This is a genomic window from Salipiger bermudensis, from assembly GCF_020171625.1.
Classification (GTDB): domain Bacteria; phylum Pseudomonadota; class Alphaproteobacteria; order Rhodobacterales; family Rhodobacteraceae; genus Salipiger; species Salipiger bermudensis_B.
On sequence record NZ_JAIUZY010000012.1, the window covers coordinates 1 to 18,477 of the forward strand.

Consider the following 18,477-nt stretch of genomic DNA (forward strand, 5'->3'; position numbering starts at 1 on the left):
GATCGAGCGGTCATACGCCTGCCACAACGCCTTGGCGCGGTCCGCGCCGAGATGCGCCTTCGCTTCGCCATAGCCGTGGGCCATGCCATTGTTGAGGTGCCCGCCATTGCGGCCCGAGCCGCCGAAGCCCACATGCCGGGTTTCGAGCACCGCAACGCTCACCCCTTCGCGGGCGAGCTTGCGGGCGGCGTTGAGGCCGGTGAAGCCCGCGCCGATCACCACGACGTCGACCTTGCCCTCGACCGGCCCGCTCTGGGCCGATGCGAAGGCGGGGGCAGTGTCGTGCCAGTAGGACTGGAACTTCATCCTGTTGGCTCCTCTCAAAGGCCGACGACGCCCGGCAGGCCCGAAACGTCCTTGATCTCGGTATAGCCGTAATACGGGTTCGCGGGCTCGTGGCCGCGGTTGACCCAGACCTTGTTCTTGATGCCAAGATCATGCGCGGTCATCAGGTCATAGCGGAACGACGACGACACGTGCAGCACGTCTTCCGGTCCGCAGCCGAGCATGTCGAACATGTACTCGAAGGCGCGCATCTGCGGTTTGTAGGCCTGCGCGCTCTCGGCGGTGAACACATGCGCGATCGGCGAGCCGAGCTTCTCGATGTTGTGCGGGATCTGGCTGTTCATCGAGTTGGTGAGCGCCACCAGCGGAATGTGCGGCGCGATCTTGGCGAGGCCCGCGGGCACGTCGGGGTTGGGCCCCCATGTCGGCACGCGGTCATAGATCTTGGCGGCGATCTCGGGGTCGAAGGCGACGCCGTTGCGCTTGCAGGTGCGCTCGAGCGCGTTGTGCACGACCTCGGCATAGGGCTTCCATGCCCCCAGAACCTCGTCGAGACGGTAGGCCGAGAAATCGCGGATGAAGACCTCGATCTTCTCGGCGCCGAGCTGCTCGCCGTAGAAATCGCGCGCGGCACCGGCCATGTCGAAATAGATCATCGTGCCGTGGCAGTCGAAGGTGATGAATTTGGGGCGGAAGGTCATGTCAGTCTCCGGGGGTCCTTGGATGTCGGTATCTTGACCCGACCCCCGCGACAGCGCCTGCCGCGTTTCCCGCTTTCAGCGCATGAAATTCCGTTTGTCGCGGAAGGCGCGGCACGGTCTGCCGCGTGGGCCGGGCATTCGGTGACTGCGGCGGCGGGGCAGGGGGCATTCTGCCCGCAGACCGACATTCCCAACCCGGAGACCCCGATGAGCCTGCTCGTTCCGCTCGACCCGACCCCCGATTTTGCACCCAAAGAGGCCACCGCCGCCCCCGAGCGCCTGCTCGAGGGCACGCCCGCCTTCAAGACATGGGAGCTCGACACCGCGCTGGCCGAGGCCGCTAAGTGGGGCAAGATCCGCACCGGGATCTGGGAGGCGACCGCCGGCAAGACCATCTCGATCAAGGGCGAGACCTTCGAATTCTGCCACATCCTCTCGGGCCGCTGCGAGATCAGCGAGGACGGCGGCGAGACCCATGTCTTCGGCGCGGGCGACAGCTTCGTGATGAAGCCCGGCTTCACCGGCAGCTGGAACACGCTCGAGACGGTGAAAAAGATCTTCGTGATCGCGTCCTGATGCAGGCGGCGGAGATCCTCGAGCGGCTGGTCGGGTTTCCCACCGTGGTGGGCGGCCCGAACGGGGCGCTGATCGACTGGGTCGCGGACTATCTCGGCGGGCATGGCGCCAAGGTGACGCGGCTGATGGGGCCGGAGGGGGATCGCGAGAACCTCTTCGCGACGCTCGGAGATCCGTCGCGGCCCGGCTATATCCTGTCGGGCCATGTCGATGTGGTCCCCGCGGGCGAGCCGGACTGGCTTGGCGATCCCTTCGTGCTGCGCCAGAGCGGCGAGCGGCTGATCGGGCGGGGCTCCTGCGACATGAAGGGCTTTGTCGCCGCGGTGCTCGCCGCGGTGCCGGAACTGTCGCAGATGCCGCTCGGGGCACCGATTCATATTGCCCTCTCCTATGATGAAGAGGCCGGGTGCCGTGGTGTGCCGCATCTTCTGGAGAAGCTGCCCGACCTCTGCGCCGCGCCGCTGGGTTGCATCGTCGGCGAGCCGTCCGGGCTGGTGCCGGTGCTGGCGCACAAGGGCAAGGCGGCGCTGCGGTTGAGCGCTGCGGGCGTCGCGGGGCATTCCTCGCGCCCGGATCTCGGCAGCAACGCCATCCACGCGCTGATCCCGGCGCTGTCCGAGGCGGTGGCGCTGGCCGGGGCACTTAAGCAGGGGCCGCAGGATCTGCGGTTCGAGCCGCCCTATTCCTCGCTGCAGGTGGGTACCGTCTCCGGCGGGCAGGCCATCAACATCATCCCCGAGCAGGCCGAGGCGCGGATCGAGGCACGCGCCATCGCCGGGGTCGATCCGCGGGAGATCCTGTCGCCGCTGCTCGAGATTCCGGGCATCACGGCGGACTGGCTGGCGAGCTATCCGGCGCTGGCGCTCGATGCCGACCATCCGCTGGCAGCACTGAGCGCCGCGATCTCCGGGCACGCGCCGCTGCAGGCGGTGTCCTACGGCACCGAGGCGGGGCTGTTCCAGCAGGCCGGTGTGGCTTCGGTGATCTGTGGTCCCGGCGACATCGGGCGCGCCCACAAGCCCGAGGAATACCTCACCGAGGCCGAACTTTCAGGCGCCGTCGAGATGGTGCTGGCGCTTGGCCGGCGGCTGATCTGAGCGCGGCATATCCTGCGGCGGCCCGGCGCCGCTGCAGCGCAAACCTGCCGCGCGGGCGAAAGATCAGGCGAAACCTGCCGCCCGCGCGCCCCTAAGCTGAGCGCAAGACACGATCCAAGATCAGAGATGCCCATGACCGCAGTTTCCCCCATCGCGACCGCCTTGCCGGACCTCGTCCTCAGAGCCTTTGCCCCCGAGCACATTCCGGGCGCGATGCGCCTGTCGCAAGAGGCGGGCTGGCCGCACCGCGCCGAGGACTGGGCGCTGACGCTGTCGGTGTCGCAGGGGGTCGTGGCGCTGCACGACGGCGAGATCGTCGGCACGGCGCTGTGTTCGATCTTCGGCGATGTGGCGTTGATCAACATGATCATCGTCGATGCGCGGATGCGCGGGCAGGGACTGGGCCGCAAACTGATGCAGGCGGTCCTCGAGCTGGCCGGCACGCGCGAGCTGCGCCTCACCGCGACCACGGACGGGCGGCCGCTCTACGAGAAGCTTGGCTTCGAGGTCACCGGAGAGATCCTGCAGCATCAGGGCATCGCCCTGTCCGACGACCCCGAGCTGCCGGTCGTCGAGGGCGATGCGCAGGGCATCGCCGCGATGGACCTCGCCGCCGGCGGCAGCGATCGCGCGGCGCTTCTGACGCACATCGCCGAGCGCGGCACGGTGCTGCGCGCCGAGGGCGGCTTCGCGTTGCTGCGCGATTTCGGACGGGGGCAAGTGCTGGGGCCGATCGTGGCCCGCGACGCGGCCACCGCGCGGGCGCTGCTGTCTGGCGCGGCCACGCGCGCAGAGGGCAGCTTCCTGCGCGTCGATCTCGCCGATCCGGCGCTTGCCGAGCACGCCACACGCCTCGGCCTCGCCCATGTCGGCGGCGGCACGGCGATGATGAAGGGCGCGGCCCCCGCCGCGACCTCGGAATACACAACCTACGCCCTGGCCTCGCAGGCCCTTGGCTGATCCACGGAGCACCTCATGCTGACGAACTCCCTTGTCGAGCTGGACCGCCAGCACCTCGTTCACCCGGTCTCGTCCTTCCGCGGCCATGAGGCGCGCGGCGTGCGCGTGCTGCGCTCGGCCAAGGGCGCGACCGTCACCGATGCCGAAGGGCGCGAACTGATCGACGGCTTCGCAGGCCTGTGGTGCGTCAACGCGGGCTATGGTCACGAGAGCATCGTCGAGGCCGCCGCCGACCAGATGCGCAAGCTGCCCTATGCCACCGGCTATTTCGACCTCGGCGCCGAGGCGCCGATCCGGCTTGCCGCCGAGCTTGCCGAGCGCAGCCCGGGCGATCTCAACCACATCTATTTCAGCCTTGGCGGGTCGGACGCGGTCGACAGCACGATCCGCTTCATCCGCTACTACTGGCACGCCAAGGGCCAGCCGCAGCGCGACCAGTTCATCTCGGTCGAGCAGGGCTATCACGGCTCGACCAGCATGGGCGCGGGTCTCACCGCGCTGCCCGGCTTTCACGAGGGCTTTGGCATCCCCTACCAGTGGCAGCACAAGATTTCGTCGCACTACGTCTACCGCAACCCGGCGCAAAGCGCACAGGAGATCATCGACGCCTCGGTGGCCGAGCTGCGCGCCAAGGTGGCCGAGATCGGCGAGGACAAGGTCGCCGCGTTCTACGTCGAGCCGATCCAGGGCTCGGGCGGCGTGCTGGTGCCGCCGATGGGCTGGATGAAGGCGATGCGCGACGTCTGCGCCGAGCTCGAGATCCTCTTCGTCGCCGACGAGGTGATCACCGCCTTCGGCCGCACCGGTCCGCTGTTTGCCTGCGAGGACGAGGGCATCGTGCCCGACCTGATGACCACCGCCAAGGGCCTGACCTCGGGCTATGTGCCGATGGGCGCGGTCTTCATGCGCGACCACGTCTACGAGACCATCGCCGACGGCGCCGGCGCCAAGGCGGTCGGTCACGGCTTCACCTACTCGGCGCATCCGGTCTCGGCGGCGGTGGCGCTCGAGGTGCTGTATCTCTACGAGAACGGCCTGCTCGAGAATGGCCGCAAGGCCGGCGCGCGGCTGATGGCAGGGCTCGAGAGCCTGCGCGATCACCCGCTCGTGGGCGACGTGCGCGGTCGCGGCATGCTGGCCGCGGTCGAGCTGGTCACCGACAAGGACAAGAAGACCCCGCTGCCCGCCAGCGTGCAGCCCGCCACCCGGCTCTTCGACCGCGCGTGGGAACAGGGCCTGATCGTGCGCAGCTTCCCGCAGGGCATCTTCGGCTACGCGCCGCCGCTGTGCTGCACCGACGCCGAGATCGACGCCATCGTCGAGCGCACCCGCAAGGTGCTGGACCTGACGCTCGAGGACCCCGAGATCCGCGCGGTGCTGCGCTGATGGCGCTGCTGCTGCTGGGACCGGCCGCGCGGGCCGCTGTCTGGTCGGAGGTCTGCGCCGAGGCGGGCGAGGTGTTCTACCACGAGAGCGCGCCGGCCGAGGAGGTCACGCATCTCGCCTGCTGGGTGCCGCCCGAGGACCTCTCGGTCTATCCCAACCTGCGGGTGGTGATCTGCGTCGGCGCCGGTGTCGACCAGATGCCGATGATGCCGGAGGGGGTGGCGCTGGTGCGCACCCACGCGGCCAGCGTCGACGAGATGGTGCGCGACTGGGTCGTGATGGCGTCCCTGATGCTGCACCGCGATATGCCGGGCTACCTCGCGCAGGCGCGCGACGGTCTGTGGCAGGCCGGGGCGATCCCGCTCTCGCGCGGCGCGAAGGTCGGCATCATGGGCATGGGCCGTATCGGCTCGCTCGCCGCCGAGACGCTGGGCGGCATGGGCTTCGACGTGCTGGGCTGGTCGCGCTCGGGGCGCGGGCCGGAGGGCGTGCGGATGTTCGACGCGGACGGCATGGATCGCTTCCTGTCCGAGGCCGAGACCCTGATCTGCCTGCTGCCGCTGACGCCCGCCACGCAGGGCCTGATGGATGACGCCTTCCTCGCCAAGCTGCCCGAGGGCGCGCGGCTGGTGCAGGCCGGACGGGGCGCGCAGCTGTCGCTCGACGCGCTGCGCCGGGCGCTCGACAGCGGGCAGCTCGGCTCGGCCATGCTCGACGTCACCGAACCCGAGCCGCTGCCGGCGGATCACTGGGCGTGGACCCACGAACGGGTCATCGTCACGCCGCATATCGCTGGCCAGACCGATGCCCGCGAGGGCATCCAGCACGCGCTGGCGGTGATTGGCGCCGACCGCGCGGGGCAGCCGCTGCCCGGTCTCGTGGATCAGGCGCGGGGCTACTGAGGCGCGCTTCGACAGGGGGCGCGGAAATGCCGCGGGGTGCGGCAATACAGAACAATATGCCGCGCCCGCCGCTGCTTTCGGAGATTCCGGAGTGCCGATTTGGGACAAGCTCTCGGTTAACGGCGCGCGGACCTGGCGACAGACCGCCCCGGGGTTCGCCGCAAACCCGGCGAAACCAACGCAGACCGGGACAGACGGCCCGCTTCGCAGCCACGGCACAAGATGCTGCGAAGCCCGGGCCCCCCGACACGGATCAAGGCGCACTCTCCCGCGCCGACGCATCGCAGGAAGGACAGACGAGATGGCAACCACCACCGCTGTGACACCGCTGACCCGCTTCGGATACGTGACCTTCGACGTGGTCGGCACGCTGATCGACTTCGAGGGCGCCATCAAGGACGGGCTGGCCACCATCGCCGGGCGCGAGGGCATCGACATCGACGGCGAAGCCGCGCTCTCGGTCTATCGCGATGCCCGCTACGAGCCGGGCGCGGGCCTGTTTCCCGATGATCTCGGGCGCTGCTATTCCCGCATCGCCGCGGCCTTCGGCCTGCCCGACACCGAGGAGTATCGCCAGCTGATGATCGACACGGTGGGCGATGCCAAACCGTTCGCGGACAGCGTCGAGGCAATGGCGCGGCTCAAGCGCCGCTACAAGCTGATCGCGATGACCAACGCCCGCCGCTGGGCCTTCGAGAAATACGCCGAGAAGCTCGGCCAGCCGTTCTGGGCCGGCTTCACCACCGACGACACCGGCTGCGAAAAGCCCGATCCCGCCTATTTCGAGCAGGTCTTCGCGCATGTGGGCCGCGATGGCGGCAGCAAGGACGCGATCCTGCACACGGCGCAGAGCCAGTACCACGATATCGGCATCTCGCGCGCGCTTGGCATGACGAACGCCTGGATCCAGCGCCGGCACGCGCAGCAGGGCTATGGCGGCACCATCGAGCCCAAGGAGTTCACCGAGCCCGACTACCACTTTCACGCGCTGATCGAGCTGGCCCGCGCCGCCGACGCGGCGTTCGACGCGCAGTCCTCCTGACCCAATCCGGCTGAATGCGGCGACAAGACCGCGGCAGCCCCCACGCATCACAACAGGGAAGCAAAGACATGACCAAGACCCCCACCAACTGGACCGGCCGCGATGACGCGATGGTCGAGCACATGATCCGCCGGGGCGCCTCGCGCCGGGATCTGCTGAAGATGCTGATGTCCTCCGGCGTGGCCGCCGCCGCCGGCGGCTCGCTGTTGATGCGCGCCTCGGCCGCGGTTGCCGCGACCCCGGTCACCGGCGGCACGCTCCGCGCCGCCGGCTGGTCCTCCTCGACCGCCGACACGCTCGATCCGGCCAAGGCATCGCTCTCGACCGACTATGCCCGCTGCTGCGCCTTCTACAACCGCCTGACCTTCCTCGACGAGGCGGGCGAGGTGAACATGGAGCTGGCCGAGAGCGTGTCCTCCGACGACGCCCAGACCTGGGAGGTGAAGCTGAAGCCCGGCGTGACCTTCCACGACGGAAAGGCCCTCGTCGCCGAGGACGTGATCTACTCGCTGAAGCGTCACCTCGACGAGTCGGTCGGCTCCAAGGTCAACTCGATCGCCAAGCAGATGACCGAGATCTCCAAGGTCGACGACCTGACCGTGAAGATCGTGCTCGACGCGCCGAACGCGGACCTTCCGACCATCCTTGCGCTGCACCACTTCATGATCATCGCCGAAGGCACCACGGATTTCTCCACCGCCAACGGCACCGGCGCCTTCATCTGCGAGAGCTTCGAGCCGGGCGTGCGCTCGGTCGGTGTGAAGAACCCGAACTACTTCAAGGCCGAGGGCCCGTATCTCGACAGCTTCGAGTTCTTCGCGATCCCCGACAACAACGCCCGCATCAACGCGCTGATGTCCGGCGATATCCAGTACGCCGCATCGGTCAACCCGCGCTCGGCGCGTCTGCTCGACAGCAACGACTCGGTGTCCACGCTGGTCAGCACCTCGGGCAACTACACCAACCTCAACATGCGTCTCGACATGAACCCGGGCGAAAAGGCCGGCTTCGTCGAGGGCATGAAGTACCTGATGAACCGCGAGGCGATCCAGAAGTCCGCCTTCCGCGGCCTCGCCGAGATCGCCAACGACCAGCCGGTGTCGCCGTCGAACCGCTACTTCAATCCGAACCTGCCGGCGCGCGAGTTCGATCCCGAGCGTGCCAAGTCGCTGTTTGACAAGGCCGGCCTTCTCGGCGTCGAGATCCCGGTCGTGGCCTCCGAAGCGGCCACCGCCTCGGTCGACATGGCCACCATCCTGCAGCAGGCCGGCAGCCAGATCGGCATGAACCTCAAGGTCGACCGCGTGCCCTCCGACGGCTACTGGTCGAACTACTGGCTCAAGGCGCCGGTCCACTACGGCAACATCAACCCGCGTCCCACGCCGGACATCCTGTTCTCGCTGCTCTACGCCTCGGACGCGCCGTGGAACGAGAGCCAGTACAAGTCCGAGAAGTTCGACTCGATGCTGGTCGAGGCGCGCGGCGCGCTCGACGAAGAGCGCCGCAAGGAGATCTACTGGGACATGCAGGAGATGATCTCGAACGAGGCGGGCACCGGCATTCCGGTCTGGATCTCCAACATGGACGCCTTCACCAGCAAGCTTGGCGGCCTCAAGCCGAACCCGCTTGGCGGCATGATGGGCTACGCCTTCGCCGAATACGTTTGGCTCAACGACTGATCCACGCGCAAGATCGGGGTCCGCACCGCGCGTGCGGGCCCTTCGCCTGACCTTCTCACCGGCTGAAAGAGGTGCCCCGCTTGCCCCAATCGCTTCTGCCATGGTTCCTTGTGATACAGAGGCTCGGCATTGCCCTGCTCACGTTGATCATCGTCTCCTTTGCCGTCTTCTTCGCCACCGAGCTGTTGCCCGGCGACGTTGCCGAAATCCTGCTCGGCCAAGCCGCCACGCCCGAGGCCGTGGCCGGCCTGCGGTCCGCGATGGGCCTCGATGAGCCGGCGTTCAGCCGCTTCATCGGCTGGCTTGTCGGGCTGGCGGGCGGAGATCTCGGCACCTCCTACGTCAACAATACGGAGGTGGTGGATCTGCTGTCGGGCCGGCTGTCGAATTCGCTGCGGCTCGCCGGTGTGACGACGCTGGTCTCTGTGCCGGTCGCGCTGAGCCTCGGCATCGGGGCCGCCATGTGGCGCGGCTCGCTATTCGACCGGGTGGTCACGGTGCTGACGATCTCGGTGATCTCGGTGCCGGAATTCATGGTCGCGACGCTGGCAGTGCTGATCTTCGCGGTCTGGCTCGATTGGCTGCCGGCGCTGAGCTACGGCGTCGACACGAGCTCGCTCGGCGCGATGCTGAAGGCCTACGCGATGCCGGTGATCACGCTGTCCTTCGTGATCTCGGCGCAGATGATCCGGATGACCCGCGCCGCGGTGATCGAGACGATCAACACCCCCTATGTCGAGATGGCGCTGCTCAAGGGCGCCTCGCGCAAGCGCATGGTGCTGGTGCACGCGCTGCCGAACGCGCTCGGGCCGATCGCCAACGCGGTGGCGCTGTCGCTGAGCTATCTCGTGGGCGGCGTGATCATCGTCGAGACGATCTTCAACTATCCCGGCGTGGCCAAGCTCATGGTCGACGCGGTGAGCACCCGCGACCTGCCGCTGATCCAGTCCTGCGCGATGATCTTCTGCGTCAGCTACCTGCTGCTGATCACGCTCGCCGACCTTATTGCAATCCTGTCCAACCCGAGGCTGCGTCGATGATGGCAGAGTATCAGACCACCACCACCGCAACGGATCCGCCCAAGAAGAAGGGCTCTGGCTGGAGCTTCAACTGGGTCGGGCGGATCGGCCTTGCGATCATGCTGTTCTGGGGGCTCGTGGCCCTTGCCGGCCCGTGGCTGGCGCCGCACCCGCCGGGCGAGATCGTCGACTGGGACTATTTCAGCCCGGTCAGCGGCGAGTTCTGGCTTGGAACCGACTATCTCGGGCGCGACATCTTCTCGCGCATCCTGATGGGCGCGCGCTACACCGTGGGCATCGCGCTGGCCGCGGTGACGCTGGCCTGCACGCTGGGCGTCATCCTCGGCATGATCGCGGCGGTCGCGGGCGGCTGGTTCGACATGATCCTGTCGCGTCTGCTCGATGCCTTCAACGGTATCCCCTCGCTGCTCTTCGGCCTTGTCGTCGTGGCCGCTGTGGGCTCGTCGATCCCGGTGCTGATCCTGACGCTCACCGCGATCTACATGCCCGGCTCCTACCGCTTTGCTCGCGCGCTCGCGGTCAACGTGAACACCATGGATTTCGTCACCGTGGCCCGCGCCCGTGGCGAGAGCACGCGCTACCTGATCCTGCAGGAGATCTTTCCCAACATCCTCGGGCCCGTGCTGGCCGACCTCGGCCTGCGCTTCGTGTTCATCGTGCTGGTGCTCTCGGGGCTGTCCTTCCTCGGGCTGGGGGTGCAGCCGCCCAATGCCGACTGGGGCGCGCTAGTGCGCGAGAACATCGAGGGGCTGAGCCTTGGTGCGCCGGCGGTGATTTTCCCGTCGATCGCCATCGCCTCGCTGACCATCTCGGTGAACATGTTCATCGACAACCTGCCCACGAAAATCCGCGACAGGAGCGAATGATGACCGACCCCCTCGTCACCGTCGAGAAGCTGCGCATCGGCGCGACCACCGACTCGGGCCGCAAGGTCGAGATCATCAAGGGCGTCGATTTCGAGATCGCACCGGGCGAGATCGTCTCTCTGATCGGCGAGAGCGGCTCGGGCAAGACCACCATCGCGCTGTCGCTGATGGGCCATACCCGGCCCGGCTGCGAGATCGAGGGCGGCACGATCCGCATCGGCGCCTCCGAGATGACCGCCCTGTCGAACCGCGGCCGCGCCGCGCTGCGCGGCACCGAGGTGTCCTACGTGCCGCAATCGGCGGCGGCGGCGTTCAACCCGTCGAAGCGGATCATGGACCAGGTCATCGAGATCGCCGCGATCCACGACCTGATGCCACGCGCCGAGGCCGAGAAGAAGGCGGTGGAGCTGTTCCGCGCGCTGGCGCTGCCGGAGGCCGACAGCATCGGCCAGCGCTACCCGCACCAGGTTTCGGGCGGGCAGCTTCAGCGCCTGTCGGCGGCGATGGCGCTGATCGGCGATCCAAAGCTGGTGATCTTCGACGAGCCCACCACCGCGCTCGACGTGACCACCCAGATCGAGGTGCTGCGGGCCTTCAAGTCGGTGATGCGCGCGGGCGGGATCTCGGGCGTCTATGTCAGCCACGACCTTGCCGTCGTGGCGCAGATCGCCGACCGGATCATCGTGCTCAAGGGCGGCGAGATCCAGGAGGTCGGCGGCGCAGAGCAGATCCTTCATGCCCCGCGCAACGCCTATACCAAGCAGCTTCTCGCGGCCTTCGAGCCGGTGCCGCACCAGCCGCAGGCCCAGCCGGCGCAGTCCGCCAAGCCCAAGCCGGTGCTCGAGGTCTTCGATCTCTGCGCCGGCTACGGGACCATCCGCAACGGCGAGCCGACGGCAAAGATCCTCAAGGATGTGAGCTTCAAGATCGAGCGCGGGCGAAACCTCGGCGTGATCGGCGAGTCCGGGTCGGGCAAGTCGACGCTGGCCCGCGCCGTGGCCGGCATCCTGCCCGCCTATCGCGGTGGCGTCATGGTCGACGGCATGGAGATGAAGCCCGATCTCAAGGACCGCTCCAAGGCCGAGCTGCGGCGGATGCAGATGGTCTTCCAGCTGGCCGATACAGCGCTCAACCCGGCGCATTCCATCGGCGCCATCCTCGCGCGGCCTCTGACCTTCTACGAGGGCCTGCGCGGCAAGGCACGCGAGGCACGCGTGACCGAGCTTCTCGATATGGTGCATCTGCCCACCAGCCTGCGGCACCGCCTGCCGGGCGAGCTATCGGGCGGCCAGAAGCAGCGGGTGAACCTCGCCCGCGCACTGGCGGCGAGCCCCGAGCTCATTCTCTGCGACGAGATCACCTCGGCGCTCGACACGGTGGTGGCCGCGGCGATCCTCGAGCTGCTCAAGGAACTGCAAAGCGAGCTGGGCCTGAGCTACATGTTCATCAGCCACGATCTCTCGACCGTCGAGGCGATCTGCGACGACGTGCTGGTGATGTACAAGGGCGAGGTGGTCGAGGCGCTGCCCGCGGCGACGATGTCGAGCAAGGCCACGCACCCCTATTCGCGGCTGCTGATCTCCTCGGTGCCGCAGCTCGACACCGGATGGCTGGCCGGGCTCGAGCAGGACCCCGAGCTGGTGGCGCAATTCGCCAACCGCTGAACCAGAGACCCGCCGGGGCCGTGATGTGATTGCGCGGCCCCGGTCTCAGACCTTGTCGGCGAAGAGATGCGTGAGCGGCATCCGGGTCTTGGAGAACGGGGTCTTCATCACCACGAAGCTGAAATACTTGTCGATCCCGACATTGCGGTCGATCAGCTCCTCGACGATCGTCTGGTAGTCCGAGATCGAGGCGGTGACGAACTTCGCCAGATAGTCGTAGCCGCCCGACACCAGATGACACTCGACGCAGCATTCGACCTGCTCCAGCGCCTCCTGAAAGCGGGCGAAATCGATCTGGCGATGGTTGCGCAGGGTGAACTCGGTGAACACGGTGAGCGTCTCGCCAAGCTTGGCCATGTCGACCTGGGCCGCGTAGCCGGTGATGTAGCCGGCCTTCTGCAGCTTCTTCACCCGCATCAGGCAGGGCGAGGGCGACAGGTTCACAAGATCGGCCAGCTCGACATTGGTGATGCGACCGTTGCGCTGCAACTCGGCGAGAATCTTCAGGTCGATCCGGTCGAGCTTGTAGCTGGGGCTCATCTTGTCTTTCCTTCGGGGTCTGCGCGCCGGTTCGATCTTCTCAAGGGCAGGGCCGTCCGCGAGTCAACAGCATTCGACAGGAAATGCCGTGGCGGGGGAGTGATCCGGCAGATGAAACTGGGCGGGTCGGCGTAGAAAATGGTGCGACTACAGGAGACTATCATGACTGCCCCCTTGCTGCATATCGACACCCAGACCGAGCTGCCCGAGACCGCCGATTGCGTGGTGATCGGGGCGGGCATCGTCGGCACTTCCGCCGCCTACTGGCTGGCGCGGGCGGGGCTGAAGGTGGTCCTGCTCGAGAAGGGCCGCGTGGGCGCCGAGCAGTCGAGCCGCAACTGGGGCTGGTGCCGGCAGCAGAACCGAGACTCCCGCGAACTGCCTCTCTCGACCCGCAGCCTCGAGCTGTGGGAAGAGATGACGCGCGACATCGGCGAGGACCTCGGGTTCCGGCGCTGCGGGCTGCTCTACCTCTCCAACGACCCGGCCGAGCTTGAGGGCTGGGCGCGCTGGGGGCGTTTCGCCCGGGGCGAAGGCGTCGACACGCGGATGCTGAGCGCCGAAGAGGCCACCGAGCGCGGCGCCTCCACCCACCAGAGCTGGGCGGGCGGCGTGTGGTCGCCAAGCGACGGCGTGGCCGACCCGTCTCGCGCCGCGCCGCTGATCGCCAAGGGCATCCTCAAGCATGGCGGGCAGGTGATCCAGAGCTGCGCCGCGCGCGGCATCGAGACCGAGGCCGGTGCGGTTTCGGGGGTGGTGACCGAGAAGGGTCGCATCCGCACGAAACAGGTCGTGCTCTCCGGCGGCGCGTGGGCGGGCAGCTTCCTGCACCAGTCGGGCATCTTCTTTCCGCAGGCCTCGGTGCGCAGCTCGATCCTGTCGCTGGCGCCGGGCATCGACGGTCTGCCGCCGGCGCTGCACACCGCCGCCGTCTCGGTCACCCGGCGCGGCGACGGCGGGCACACGCTGGCGATCTCCGGGCGCAGCCACCTCGATCCAACCCCCGGCGCGCTGCGCGGGGCCAAGCACTTCCTGCCGATGTTCGCCAAGCGCTGGCGCGCGCTCGCGCCGGGCGGGCCGCAGGCCTGGCAGGCCGGGTTCGAGACCCGCAAGCACTGGGCGCTCGACCGCGAGACCCCGATGGAGCGCGTGCGGATCCTCGATCCCAAGCCCTCCGAGCGGCTCGTGAACGAGACCCTGAGCAACGCCCGGCGCCTGCTGCCGGCGCTCGAGGGCGCGACGGTTCAGGCCAAGTGGGCCGGATATATCGACAGCACCCCGGACGGCGTGCCGGTCATCGACTCCGATATCGGCATTCCGGGTCTGACGCTGGCGGCGGGGCTCTCGGGCCACGGCTTCGGCATCGGGCCGGGGGTTGGTCATCTGGTGGCGGACATGCTCACCGGGCGTGCGCCGATCACCGCGACCGAGCAGTACAAGCTGAACCGCTTCGACGGCTCGCAATGGGGGAAGGTGGCGAAATTCTAGGCTCACGCGGCGAACCTGGCGATCGACATGGCCTCGATCGGGGTCTCGCAGGCCCCGGTCGCCACCAGCTCGGCCATGGCGTCTCCGACGCCGGGGCCAAGCTGGAAGCCGTGGCCGCAGAAGCCGAAGGCGTGGAACAGGCCGGGCGTCGCGGCCGAGGCCCCCATCACCGGAAGCCCGTCCTCGACATAGCCCTCGCAGCCCGACCAGTGCCGGATGATCGCCACGTCACGCAGCGCCGGGCACATCCGCACCAGCTTTCCGAGCTGCTGTGTCAGGCCGGACGGGTCGAAGCGGCCAAAGCCGCTCTCGTCCACCGGCAGCCGCTTCACGCCCCCTCCGAAGACGATGTTGCCGCGCTCGACCTGGCGGAGGTAGGCGCCGCTGTCCTGCGACCAGACGCCGACCACCGGCAGGATGCGGTGGGGCAGGGGCTCGGTCACGCCCATCTGCGGGCCGTGCATCCCCAGCGACACGTCCTCGCCGAAGCGGCGCGCCACCTCCGCGCCCCAGGCCCCGGCGCAATTCACCAGCACATCGGCCCCAAAGACGCCCTGCCTGGTGCTGAGCTCGAAGCCGCTCTCGGTGCGGCCGATCTCGGGCACGCCGGCCTCAGCGACGATCTCGGCACCGGCACGAGCCGCGGCATCGGCAAAGGCCGGCCCGACCAGCCGCGGGTTGGCGCTGCCATCCTGTGGCGAGAAGCTTGCGGCGATGGCCGTCGGGCCGAGGCCGGGAAAGCGGCGGGCGATCTCGGCAGGCGCCAGCTCTTCGAGCGCGAGGCCCAGCGGCTGGGCCGCAGCGGCGAAACGGTGCATGTCGGCGCGCGAGGCCTCGTCGAAGATCAGGCGCAGATGGCCGGTGGCGCGAAACTCGACGTCGCGGCCAAGCAGTGCCTCGGACCGGGTCCAGAGTGCCAGAGAGCGGTTGGCCAGCGGCATCTGTTCGAGCGCGCGCCCGCTGCGGCGGATGTTGCCGAACGAGGCCACCGTGGCGCCGGCCCCGATCGGGCCGCGCTCGATCAGGCGCACGCGGAGGCCGCGCCGGGCCAGGAAGAAGGCCGTGGCCGTGCCCATCAGTCCGCCGCCGAGTACGATGACCTGCATGAAAGCTCCTTTGCGTCTGGTGCCAAGAAAACCCCGCAGGGGGCCTTGGGTCAAAGACGGGAAACGGGCATGGTCATAAGTCGAACCTATGGAGCGCGACATGCGGGCACGACAGCTTGAGGTCTTCACCGCGGTGATGCGGGCGGGAACGGTCACCGAAGCGGCGCGGCTGCTCAACATCTCGCAACCGGCGCTGAGCCAGGTGCTGCGCCACACCGAGGACGATCTGGGCTTTGCGCTCTTCACGCGCGAGAAGGGGCGGCTGAAGCCGACCCCGGAGGCGCAGGAGCTCTATCCCGAGGCCGAGCGCCTCTTCGGAGAGCTGGAGGGGCTGCGGCGCAAGACCGCCGATCTCCGGCTCGGGCGGGCCGGGCTGGTGCGCATCGGCTGCTCGACCCCGCCCGCCATGTCGCTGCTGCCGGAGGTGATGGCCGCCTTCCGCGCCCGTCATCCCGACATCGCGCTGCGCTGCAACGTGGCGCCGCTTCAGTCTCTGTACGCCATGCTGCGCGAGGGCGATGCGGCGATGGCACTGGCGCTGACCGACCAGATGCCGCAGGAGATCGAGGTCGAGGTGCTGGGCCGCACGGGCTTCTGCTGCCTGTTGCCCGCAAACCATCCGCTGGCCCGGCAGGAGAGCGTCGGGCTGGAGCAGCTAAGCGATGTCTTCGTGATCTCCTACCGCAACGCCACCCGTCCTTATGATGAGCTCGACAGGGCGGCGCGCCGCGAGGGCGGCCGCTTCGAGCCACGGCTCGAGATCGACACTTCGATCTCGGCGGTGGGGTTCGTGCAGGCGGGGCTCGGCATCGCGGTGGTCGACTCGCTGCTGCCTTGGGAGCAGTTCGACGGCATCGAGGTGCGTCCGCTCGCCGGCTCGCCCGCCTTGCCGCTGTCGCTGCTGACGCTGCGAGGGCGGGTGCTGTCGCGGGCCGAGGAGCTGATGCGCGGCCAGATCCGGGCGTTGTTGCCGGCGGGACTCGCGCCGCCATAGGCCGGACTTATGGGTTTGCGCCGCATCCGACTTGGACCCCCGGGCCGGGCTCTGCTCGATTGGGGCAAACGGAACGAAAGGCGATGACCCATGGACGGCCAACTCCCCGGCAGGGACCCTCAGGGCGAAGACTGGAAGATCGGTGTCGATATCGGCGGCACCTTCATGGATTTCTGCGCGCTGGAGGCCAACTCGGGCCGCATCGCCTCGCTCAAGGTGCTGACCACGCCGGATGATCCGGGCGCCGAGCTGCGCACCGGGCTCGACCTGCTGGCCGAGCGCGAGGGTCTGGACGCGGCGGCGGTGAGCCGCTTCGTGCATGGCACCACCGTGGGCATCAACACCATCATCCAGCGCAAGGGCGCACGGCTTGCGATGTTCACCAACGCGGGCTTCGAGGACGTGATCGAACTGGCCCGGCTGCGTATGCCCGACATGTACTCGCTGTTCTGTCATCGCCCCGATCCGCTGGTGCCGCGCGACATGATCTTCGGCCTGCCGATGCGGATGCGCGCCGACGGGCGCCGCAGCGATGCGCCCGAGGGCGCCGTCGCCAAGGCCGTGGCGCAGGCGCGGGCCGCCGGGGCCGAAGGTGTGATCGTTTCGCTGCTGCACGCGTGGCGCGATCCGGCGCAGGAGATCGCGGTGCGCGAGGAGATCGAGGCGCTGGCGCCGGACCTCTTCGTCTTCACCTCCTCCGAAGTCTGGCCGGTGATCCGCGAATACGAGCGCAGCTCGACCGCGATCCTCAATGGCTACGTGCATCCCCGCGTCGCCGGCTATCTCGAGGCGCTCGAGGCGCGGCTGACGGCGCAGGGTGTGCCGGCGCGGGCGATGCTGACCAAGTCGAACGGCGGCGTGATGACAGCCGGCGAGGGGCGCCGCGACTGCGTCTCGATGCTGCTCTCGGGCACCGCCTCGGGGGTCATCGGCGCGGCATGGCTGGCGCGGCAGGCGGGCGAGGGCCGCCTCCTCACGCTCGACATCGGCGGCACATCGGCGGATTTCGCGCTGATCATCGACGGCGAGGTGCAGTTCGGCTCGGACGAGCTGGTGGGAGAGTTCCCGCTGCACATCCCCTCGGTCTCGGTCAGCTCGATCGGCATCGGCGGCGGCTCGATCGCCTCGGTGGACGAGCACGGCGTGCTGCGCGTGGGTCCCGAAAGCGCGGGCTCGGTGCCCGGACCGGCCTGCTACGGGCGCGGCGGCACCCGCGCCACCGTCACCGACGCGATGGCGGTCTGCGGCTGGCTGGGACATTCGGAAATGGCTTATGGCCAGCTCGACATGAACGTCGACCGCGCCCGCGAGGCGGTGGGCGACCTCGCGGCCCAACTGGGTCGCGGCGTCGAGGAGACCGCGCAGGCGATCCTCGACATCGCGATCTCGGAGATGTTCGTCGAGGTCGAGAAGCTGTCCTCGCGGGCCGGGGTGGACCTGCGCGACTTCGCGCTGATGCCCTTCGGCGGCGGCGGCCCGATGCTGGGCGCCTTCCTCGCCCGCGAGCTCGGGATGCCGCGGGTCGTGGCGCCGCGCCGCCCGGGTGTGGTCTCGGCGCTCGGCGGGCTGGTGGCGGATCTGAAGGGCGACTTCATCCGCACGGTGTTTGCCGATCTCGATGCCGCCCGCCTGCCGGTGCTGCGGGAGCATTTCAAGGCGCTGGCGGACGAGGGCCGCGACTGGCTCTCGGCGCAGGGCCATGACGGCGCCATCGAGCTGCGGCTCTCCGGCGACATGCGCTATGCCGGACAGAGCTACGAGATCGAGGTGGCGCTCGAGCCCGAGTGGCTTTCGGATCTCGACCGGCTGACGGATGCGTTCCACGAGACCCATCGCCGGATCTACGATTTCCACGATGCCGAGGGCCGGATCGAGGTGGTCAACCTGCGGCTCTCGGCGGTGGGGGCCGGGCCCAAGCCCGACCTCGCCGAGCTGGCCCGTGTCGAGGCTGGCGACAGCCGCGAGGTGCAGGTCCATATCGGCGGCTGGCGTCCGGTGCCACTCTATCCGCGCGCCGCGCTGGCGGCGGGGGCGGTCTTCGACGGGCCGGCGATCGTTGCACAGGAAGACACCACCTTCGCCATCCCCGCGGGCACCAGCGCCCGGGTCGACGGCCATCTCAACATCCACCTGCAGTTCGAGGACTGATCC

Annotated in this window: 17 protein-coding genes; 13 read left to right on the forward strand and 4 right to left on the reverse strand. The window is 68.6% G+C overall.

Going from position 1 to position 18,477, the window contains the following annotated elements:
• Both LCM15_RS17690 and LCM15_RS17695 read right to left on the reverse strand, forming a co-directional pair.
• Nucleotides 1-306: FAD-dependent oxidoreductase (locus LCM15_RS17690; RefSeq protein WP_224858747.1), on the reverse strand; the 306-nt coding region annotated here is incomplete at its 3' end.
• 14 nt (nt 307-320) lie between these two features.
• Nucleotides 321-986 (reverse strand): haloacid dehalogenase type II, encoded by a 666-nt coding sequence (locus LCM15_RS17695; RefSeq protein ID WP_224858748.1) that lies wholly within the window; start codon nt 984-986, stop codon nt 321-323.
• A 207-nt stretch (nt 987-1,193) separates the two neighbouring features.
• Here LCM15_RS17695 and LCM15_RS17700 point away from each other — a divergent pair, with 207 nt between their 5' ends.
• The 10 genes from LCM15_RS17700 (at nt 1,194) to LCM15_RS17745 (ending at nt 12,198) form a co-directional block, all read left to right on the forward strand.
• Nucleotides 1,194-1,562, forward strand: coding sequence for a cupin domain-containing protein (locus tag LCM15_RS17700; RefSeq protein ID WP_224858750.1), 369 nt, complete (start codon nt 1,194-1,196; stop codon nt 1,560-1,562).
• Nucleotides 1,562-2,659, forward strand: a complete 1,098-nt coding sequence (gene argE / locus LCM15_RS17705) for an acetylornithine deacetylase (protein ID WP_224858752.1) — start codon at nt 1,562-1,564, stop codon at nt 2,657-2,659. Before LCM15_RS17700 ends, argE begins: the two co-directional genes overlap by 1 nt.
• A gap of 132 nt (nt 2,660-2,791) precedes the next feature.
• A complete protein-coding gene (locus LCM15_RS17710; RefSeq protein ID WP_224858754.1) occupies nt 2,792-3,619 on the forward strand; it encodes a GNAT family N-acetyltransferase in 828 nt (275 codons plus the stop codon).
• A 15-nt stretch (nt 3,620-3,634) separates the two neighbouring features.
• Nucleotides 3,635-5,005: an aspartate aminotransferase family protein gene (locus LCM15_RS17715; protein ID WP_224858756.1), complete on the forward strand. Its 1,371-nt coding sequence runs from the start codon at nt 3,635-3,637 to the stop codon at nt 5,003-5,005.
• On the forward strand, nt 5,005-5,907 hold the full coding sequence (locus LCM15_RS17720) for a 2-hydroxyacid dehydrogenase (protein WP_224858758.1): 903 nt from the start codon (nt 5,005-5,007) through the stop codon (nt 5,905-5,907). The genes LCM15_RS17715 and LCM15_RS17720 overlap by 1 nt, the downstream gene beginning before the upstream one ends.
• A 301-nt stretch (nt 5,908-6,208) precedes the next feature.
• On the forward strand, nt 6,209-6,949 hold the full coding sequence (locus tag LCM15_RS17725) for an HAD-IA family hydrolase (protein WP_224858760.1): 741 nt from the start codon (nt 6,209-6,211) through the stop codon (nt 6,947-6,949).
• A 68-nt stretch (nt 6,950-7,017) separates the two neighbouring features.
• Entirely contained in the window at nt 7,018-8,628 is a 1,611-nt protein-coding gene (locus tag LCM15_RS17730) for an ABC transporter substrate-binding protein (RefSeq protein ID WP_224858762.1), read from the forward strand.
• Nucleotides 8,629-8,699: 71 nt separating this feature from the next.
• The gene (locus LCM15_RS17735; protein ID WP_224858764.1) at nt 8,700-9,668 is read left to right on the forward strand and encodes an ABC transporter permease; all 969 of its coding nucleotides are present in this window, start codon (nt 8,700-8,702) and stop codon (nt 9,666-9,668) included.
• A complete protein-coding gene (locus tag LCM15_RS17740; protein WP_224858766.1) occupies nt 9,665-10,534 on the forward strand; it encodes an ABC transporter permease in 870 nt (289 codons plus the stop codon). The genes LCM15_RS17735 and LCM15_RS17740 overlap by 4 nt, the downstream gene beginning before the upstream one ends.
• Nucleotides 10,534-12,198 (forward strand): ABC transporter ATP-binding protein, encoded by a 1,665-nt coding sequence (locus tag LCM15_RS17745; RefSeq protein WP_224858767.1) that lies wholly within the window; start codon nt 10,534-10,536, stop codon nt 12,196-12,198. The genes LCM15_RS17740 and LCM15_RS17745 overlap by 1 nt, the downstream gene beginning before the upstream one ends.
• 45 nt (nt 12,199-12,243) lie before the next feature.
• Here the strand turns inward: LCM15_RS17745 and LCM15_RS17750 are convergent, their stop codons facing one another.
• Nucleotides 12,244-12,738, reverse strand: a complete 495-nt coding sequence (locus LCM15_RS17750; protein ID WP_224858769.1) for an Lrp/AsnC family transcriptional regulator — start codon at nt 12,736-12,738, stop codon at nt 12,244-12,246.
• Nucleotides 12,739-12,900: 162 nt separating this feature from the next.
• Here LCM15_RS17750 and LCM15_RS17755 point away from each other — a divergent pair, with 162 nt between their 5' ends.
• Nucleotides 12,901-14,226, forward strand: coding sequence for an NAD(P)/FAD-dependent oxidoreductase (locus LCM15_RS17755; protein ID WP_224858771.1), 1,326 nt, complete (start codon nt 12,901-12,903; stop codon nt 14,224-14,226).
• Between the two features lie 2 nt (nt 14,227-14,228).
• Here LCM15_RS17755 and LCM15_RS17760 read toward each other — a convergent pair whose 3' ends face one another.
• On the reverse strand, nt 14,229-15,332 hold the full coding sequence (locus LCM15_RS17760; RefSeq protein WP_224858773.1) for an NAD(P)/FAD-dependent oxidoreductase: 1,104 nt from the start codon (nt 15,330-15,332) through the stop codon (nt 14,229-14,231).
• 100 nt (nt 15,333-15,432) lie between these two features.
• Here LCM15_RS17760 and LCM15_RS17765 point away from each other — a divergent pair, with 100 nt between their 5' ends.
• Complete coding sequence (locus LCM15_RS17765) at nt 15,433-16,326, forward strand: LysR family transcriptional regulator (protein WP_224858775.1); 894 nt, start codon at nt 15,433-15,435, stop codon at nt 16,324-16,326.
• 90 nt (nt 16,327-16,416) lie between these two features.
• Nucleotides 16,417-18,474 (forward strand): hydantoinase/oxoprolinase family protein, encoded by a 2,058-nt coding sequence (locus LCM15_RS17770; RefSeq protein ID WP_224858776.1) that lies wholly within the window; start codon nt 16,417-16,419, stop codon nt 18,472-18,474.
• Nucleotides 18,475-18,477: the final 3 nt, after the last annotated feature.

What these genes read in the sequence shown, in the direction of transcription:
- LCM15_RS17765 (WP_224858775.1), top strand. Translation starts at nt 15,433, where the DNA reads ATGCGGGCACGACAGCTTGAGGTCTTCACCGCGGTGATGCGGGCGGGA.
- LCM15_RS17730 (WP_224858762.1), top strand. Translation starts at nt 7,018, where the DNA reads ATGACCAAGACCCCCACCAACTGGACCGGCCGCGATGACGCGATGGTC.
- LCM15_RS17715 (WP_224858756.1), top strand. Translation starts at nt 3,635, where the DNA reads ATGCTGACGAACTCCCTTGTCGAGCTGGACCGCCAGCACCTCGTTCAC.
- LCM15_RS17750 (WP_224858769.1), bottom strand. Translation starts at nt 12,738, where the DNA reads ATGAGCCCCAGCTACAAGCTCGACCGGATCGACCTGAAGATTCTCGCC.
- LCM15_RS17710 (WP_224858754.1), top strand. Translation starts at nt 2,792, where the DNA reads ATGACCGCAGTTTCCCCCATCGCGACCGCCTTGCCGGACCTCGTCCTC.
- LCM15_RS17760 (WP_224858773.1), bottom strand. Translation starts at nt 15,332, where the DNA reads ATGCAGGTCATCGTACTCGGCGGCGGACTGATGGGCACGGCCACGGCC.
- argE (WP_224858752.1), top strand. Translation starts at nt 1,562, where the DNA reads ATGCAGGCGGCGGAGATCCTCGAGCGGCTGGTCGGGTTTCCCACCGTG.
- LCM15_RS17740 (WP_224858766.1), top strand. Translation starts at nt 9,665, where the DNA reads ATGATGGCAGAGTATCAGACCACCACCACCGCAACGGATCCGCCCAAG.
- LCM15_RS17725 (WP_224858760.1), top strand. Translation starts at nt 6,209, where the DNA reads ATGGCAACCACCACCGCTGTGACACCGCTGACCCGCTTCGGATACGTG.
- LCM15_RS17745 (WP_224858767.1), top strand. Translation starts at nt 10,534, where the DNA reads ATGACCGACCCCCTCGTCACCGTCGAGAAGCTGCGCATCGGCGCGACC.
- LCM15_RS17755 (WP_224858771.1), top strand. Translation starts at nt 12,901, where the DNA reads ATGACTGCCCCCTTGCTGCATATCGACACCCAGACCGAGCTGCCCGAG.
- LCM15_RS17770 (WP_224858776.1), top strand. Translation starts at nt 16,417, where the DNA reads ATGGACGGCCAACTCCCCGGCAGGGACCCTCAGGGCGAAGACTGGAAG.
- LCM15_RS17695 (WP_224858748.1), bottom strand. Translation starts at nt 986, where the DNA reads ATGACCTTCCGCCCCAAATTCATCACCTTCGACTGCCACGGCACGATG.
- LCM15_RS17700 (WP_224858750.1), top strand. Translation starts at nt 1,194, where the DNA reads ATGAGCCTGCTCGTTCCGCTCGACCCGACCCCCGATTTTGCACCCAAA.
- LCM15_RS17720 (WP_224858758.1), top strand. Translation starts at nt 5,005, where the DNA reads ATGGCGCTGCTGCTGCTGGGACCGGCCGCGCGGGCCGCTGTCTGGTCG.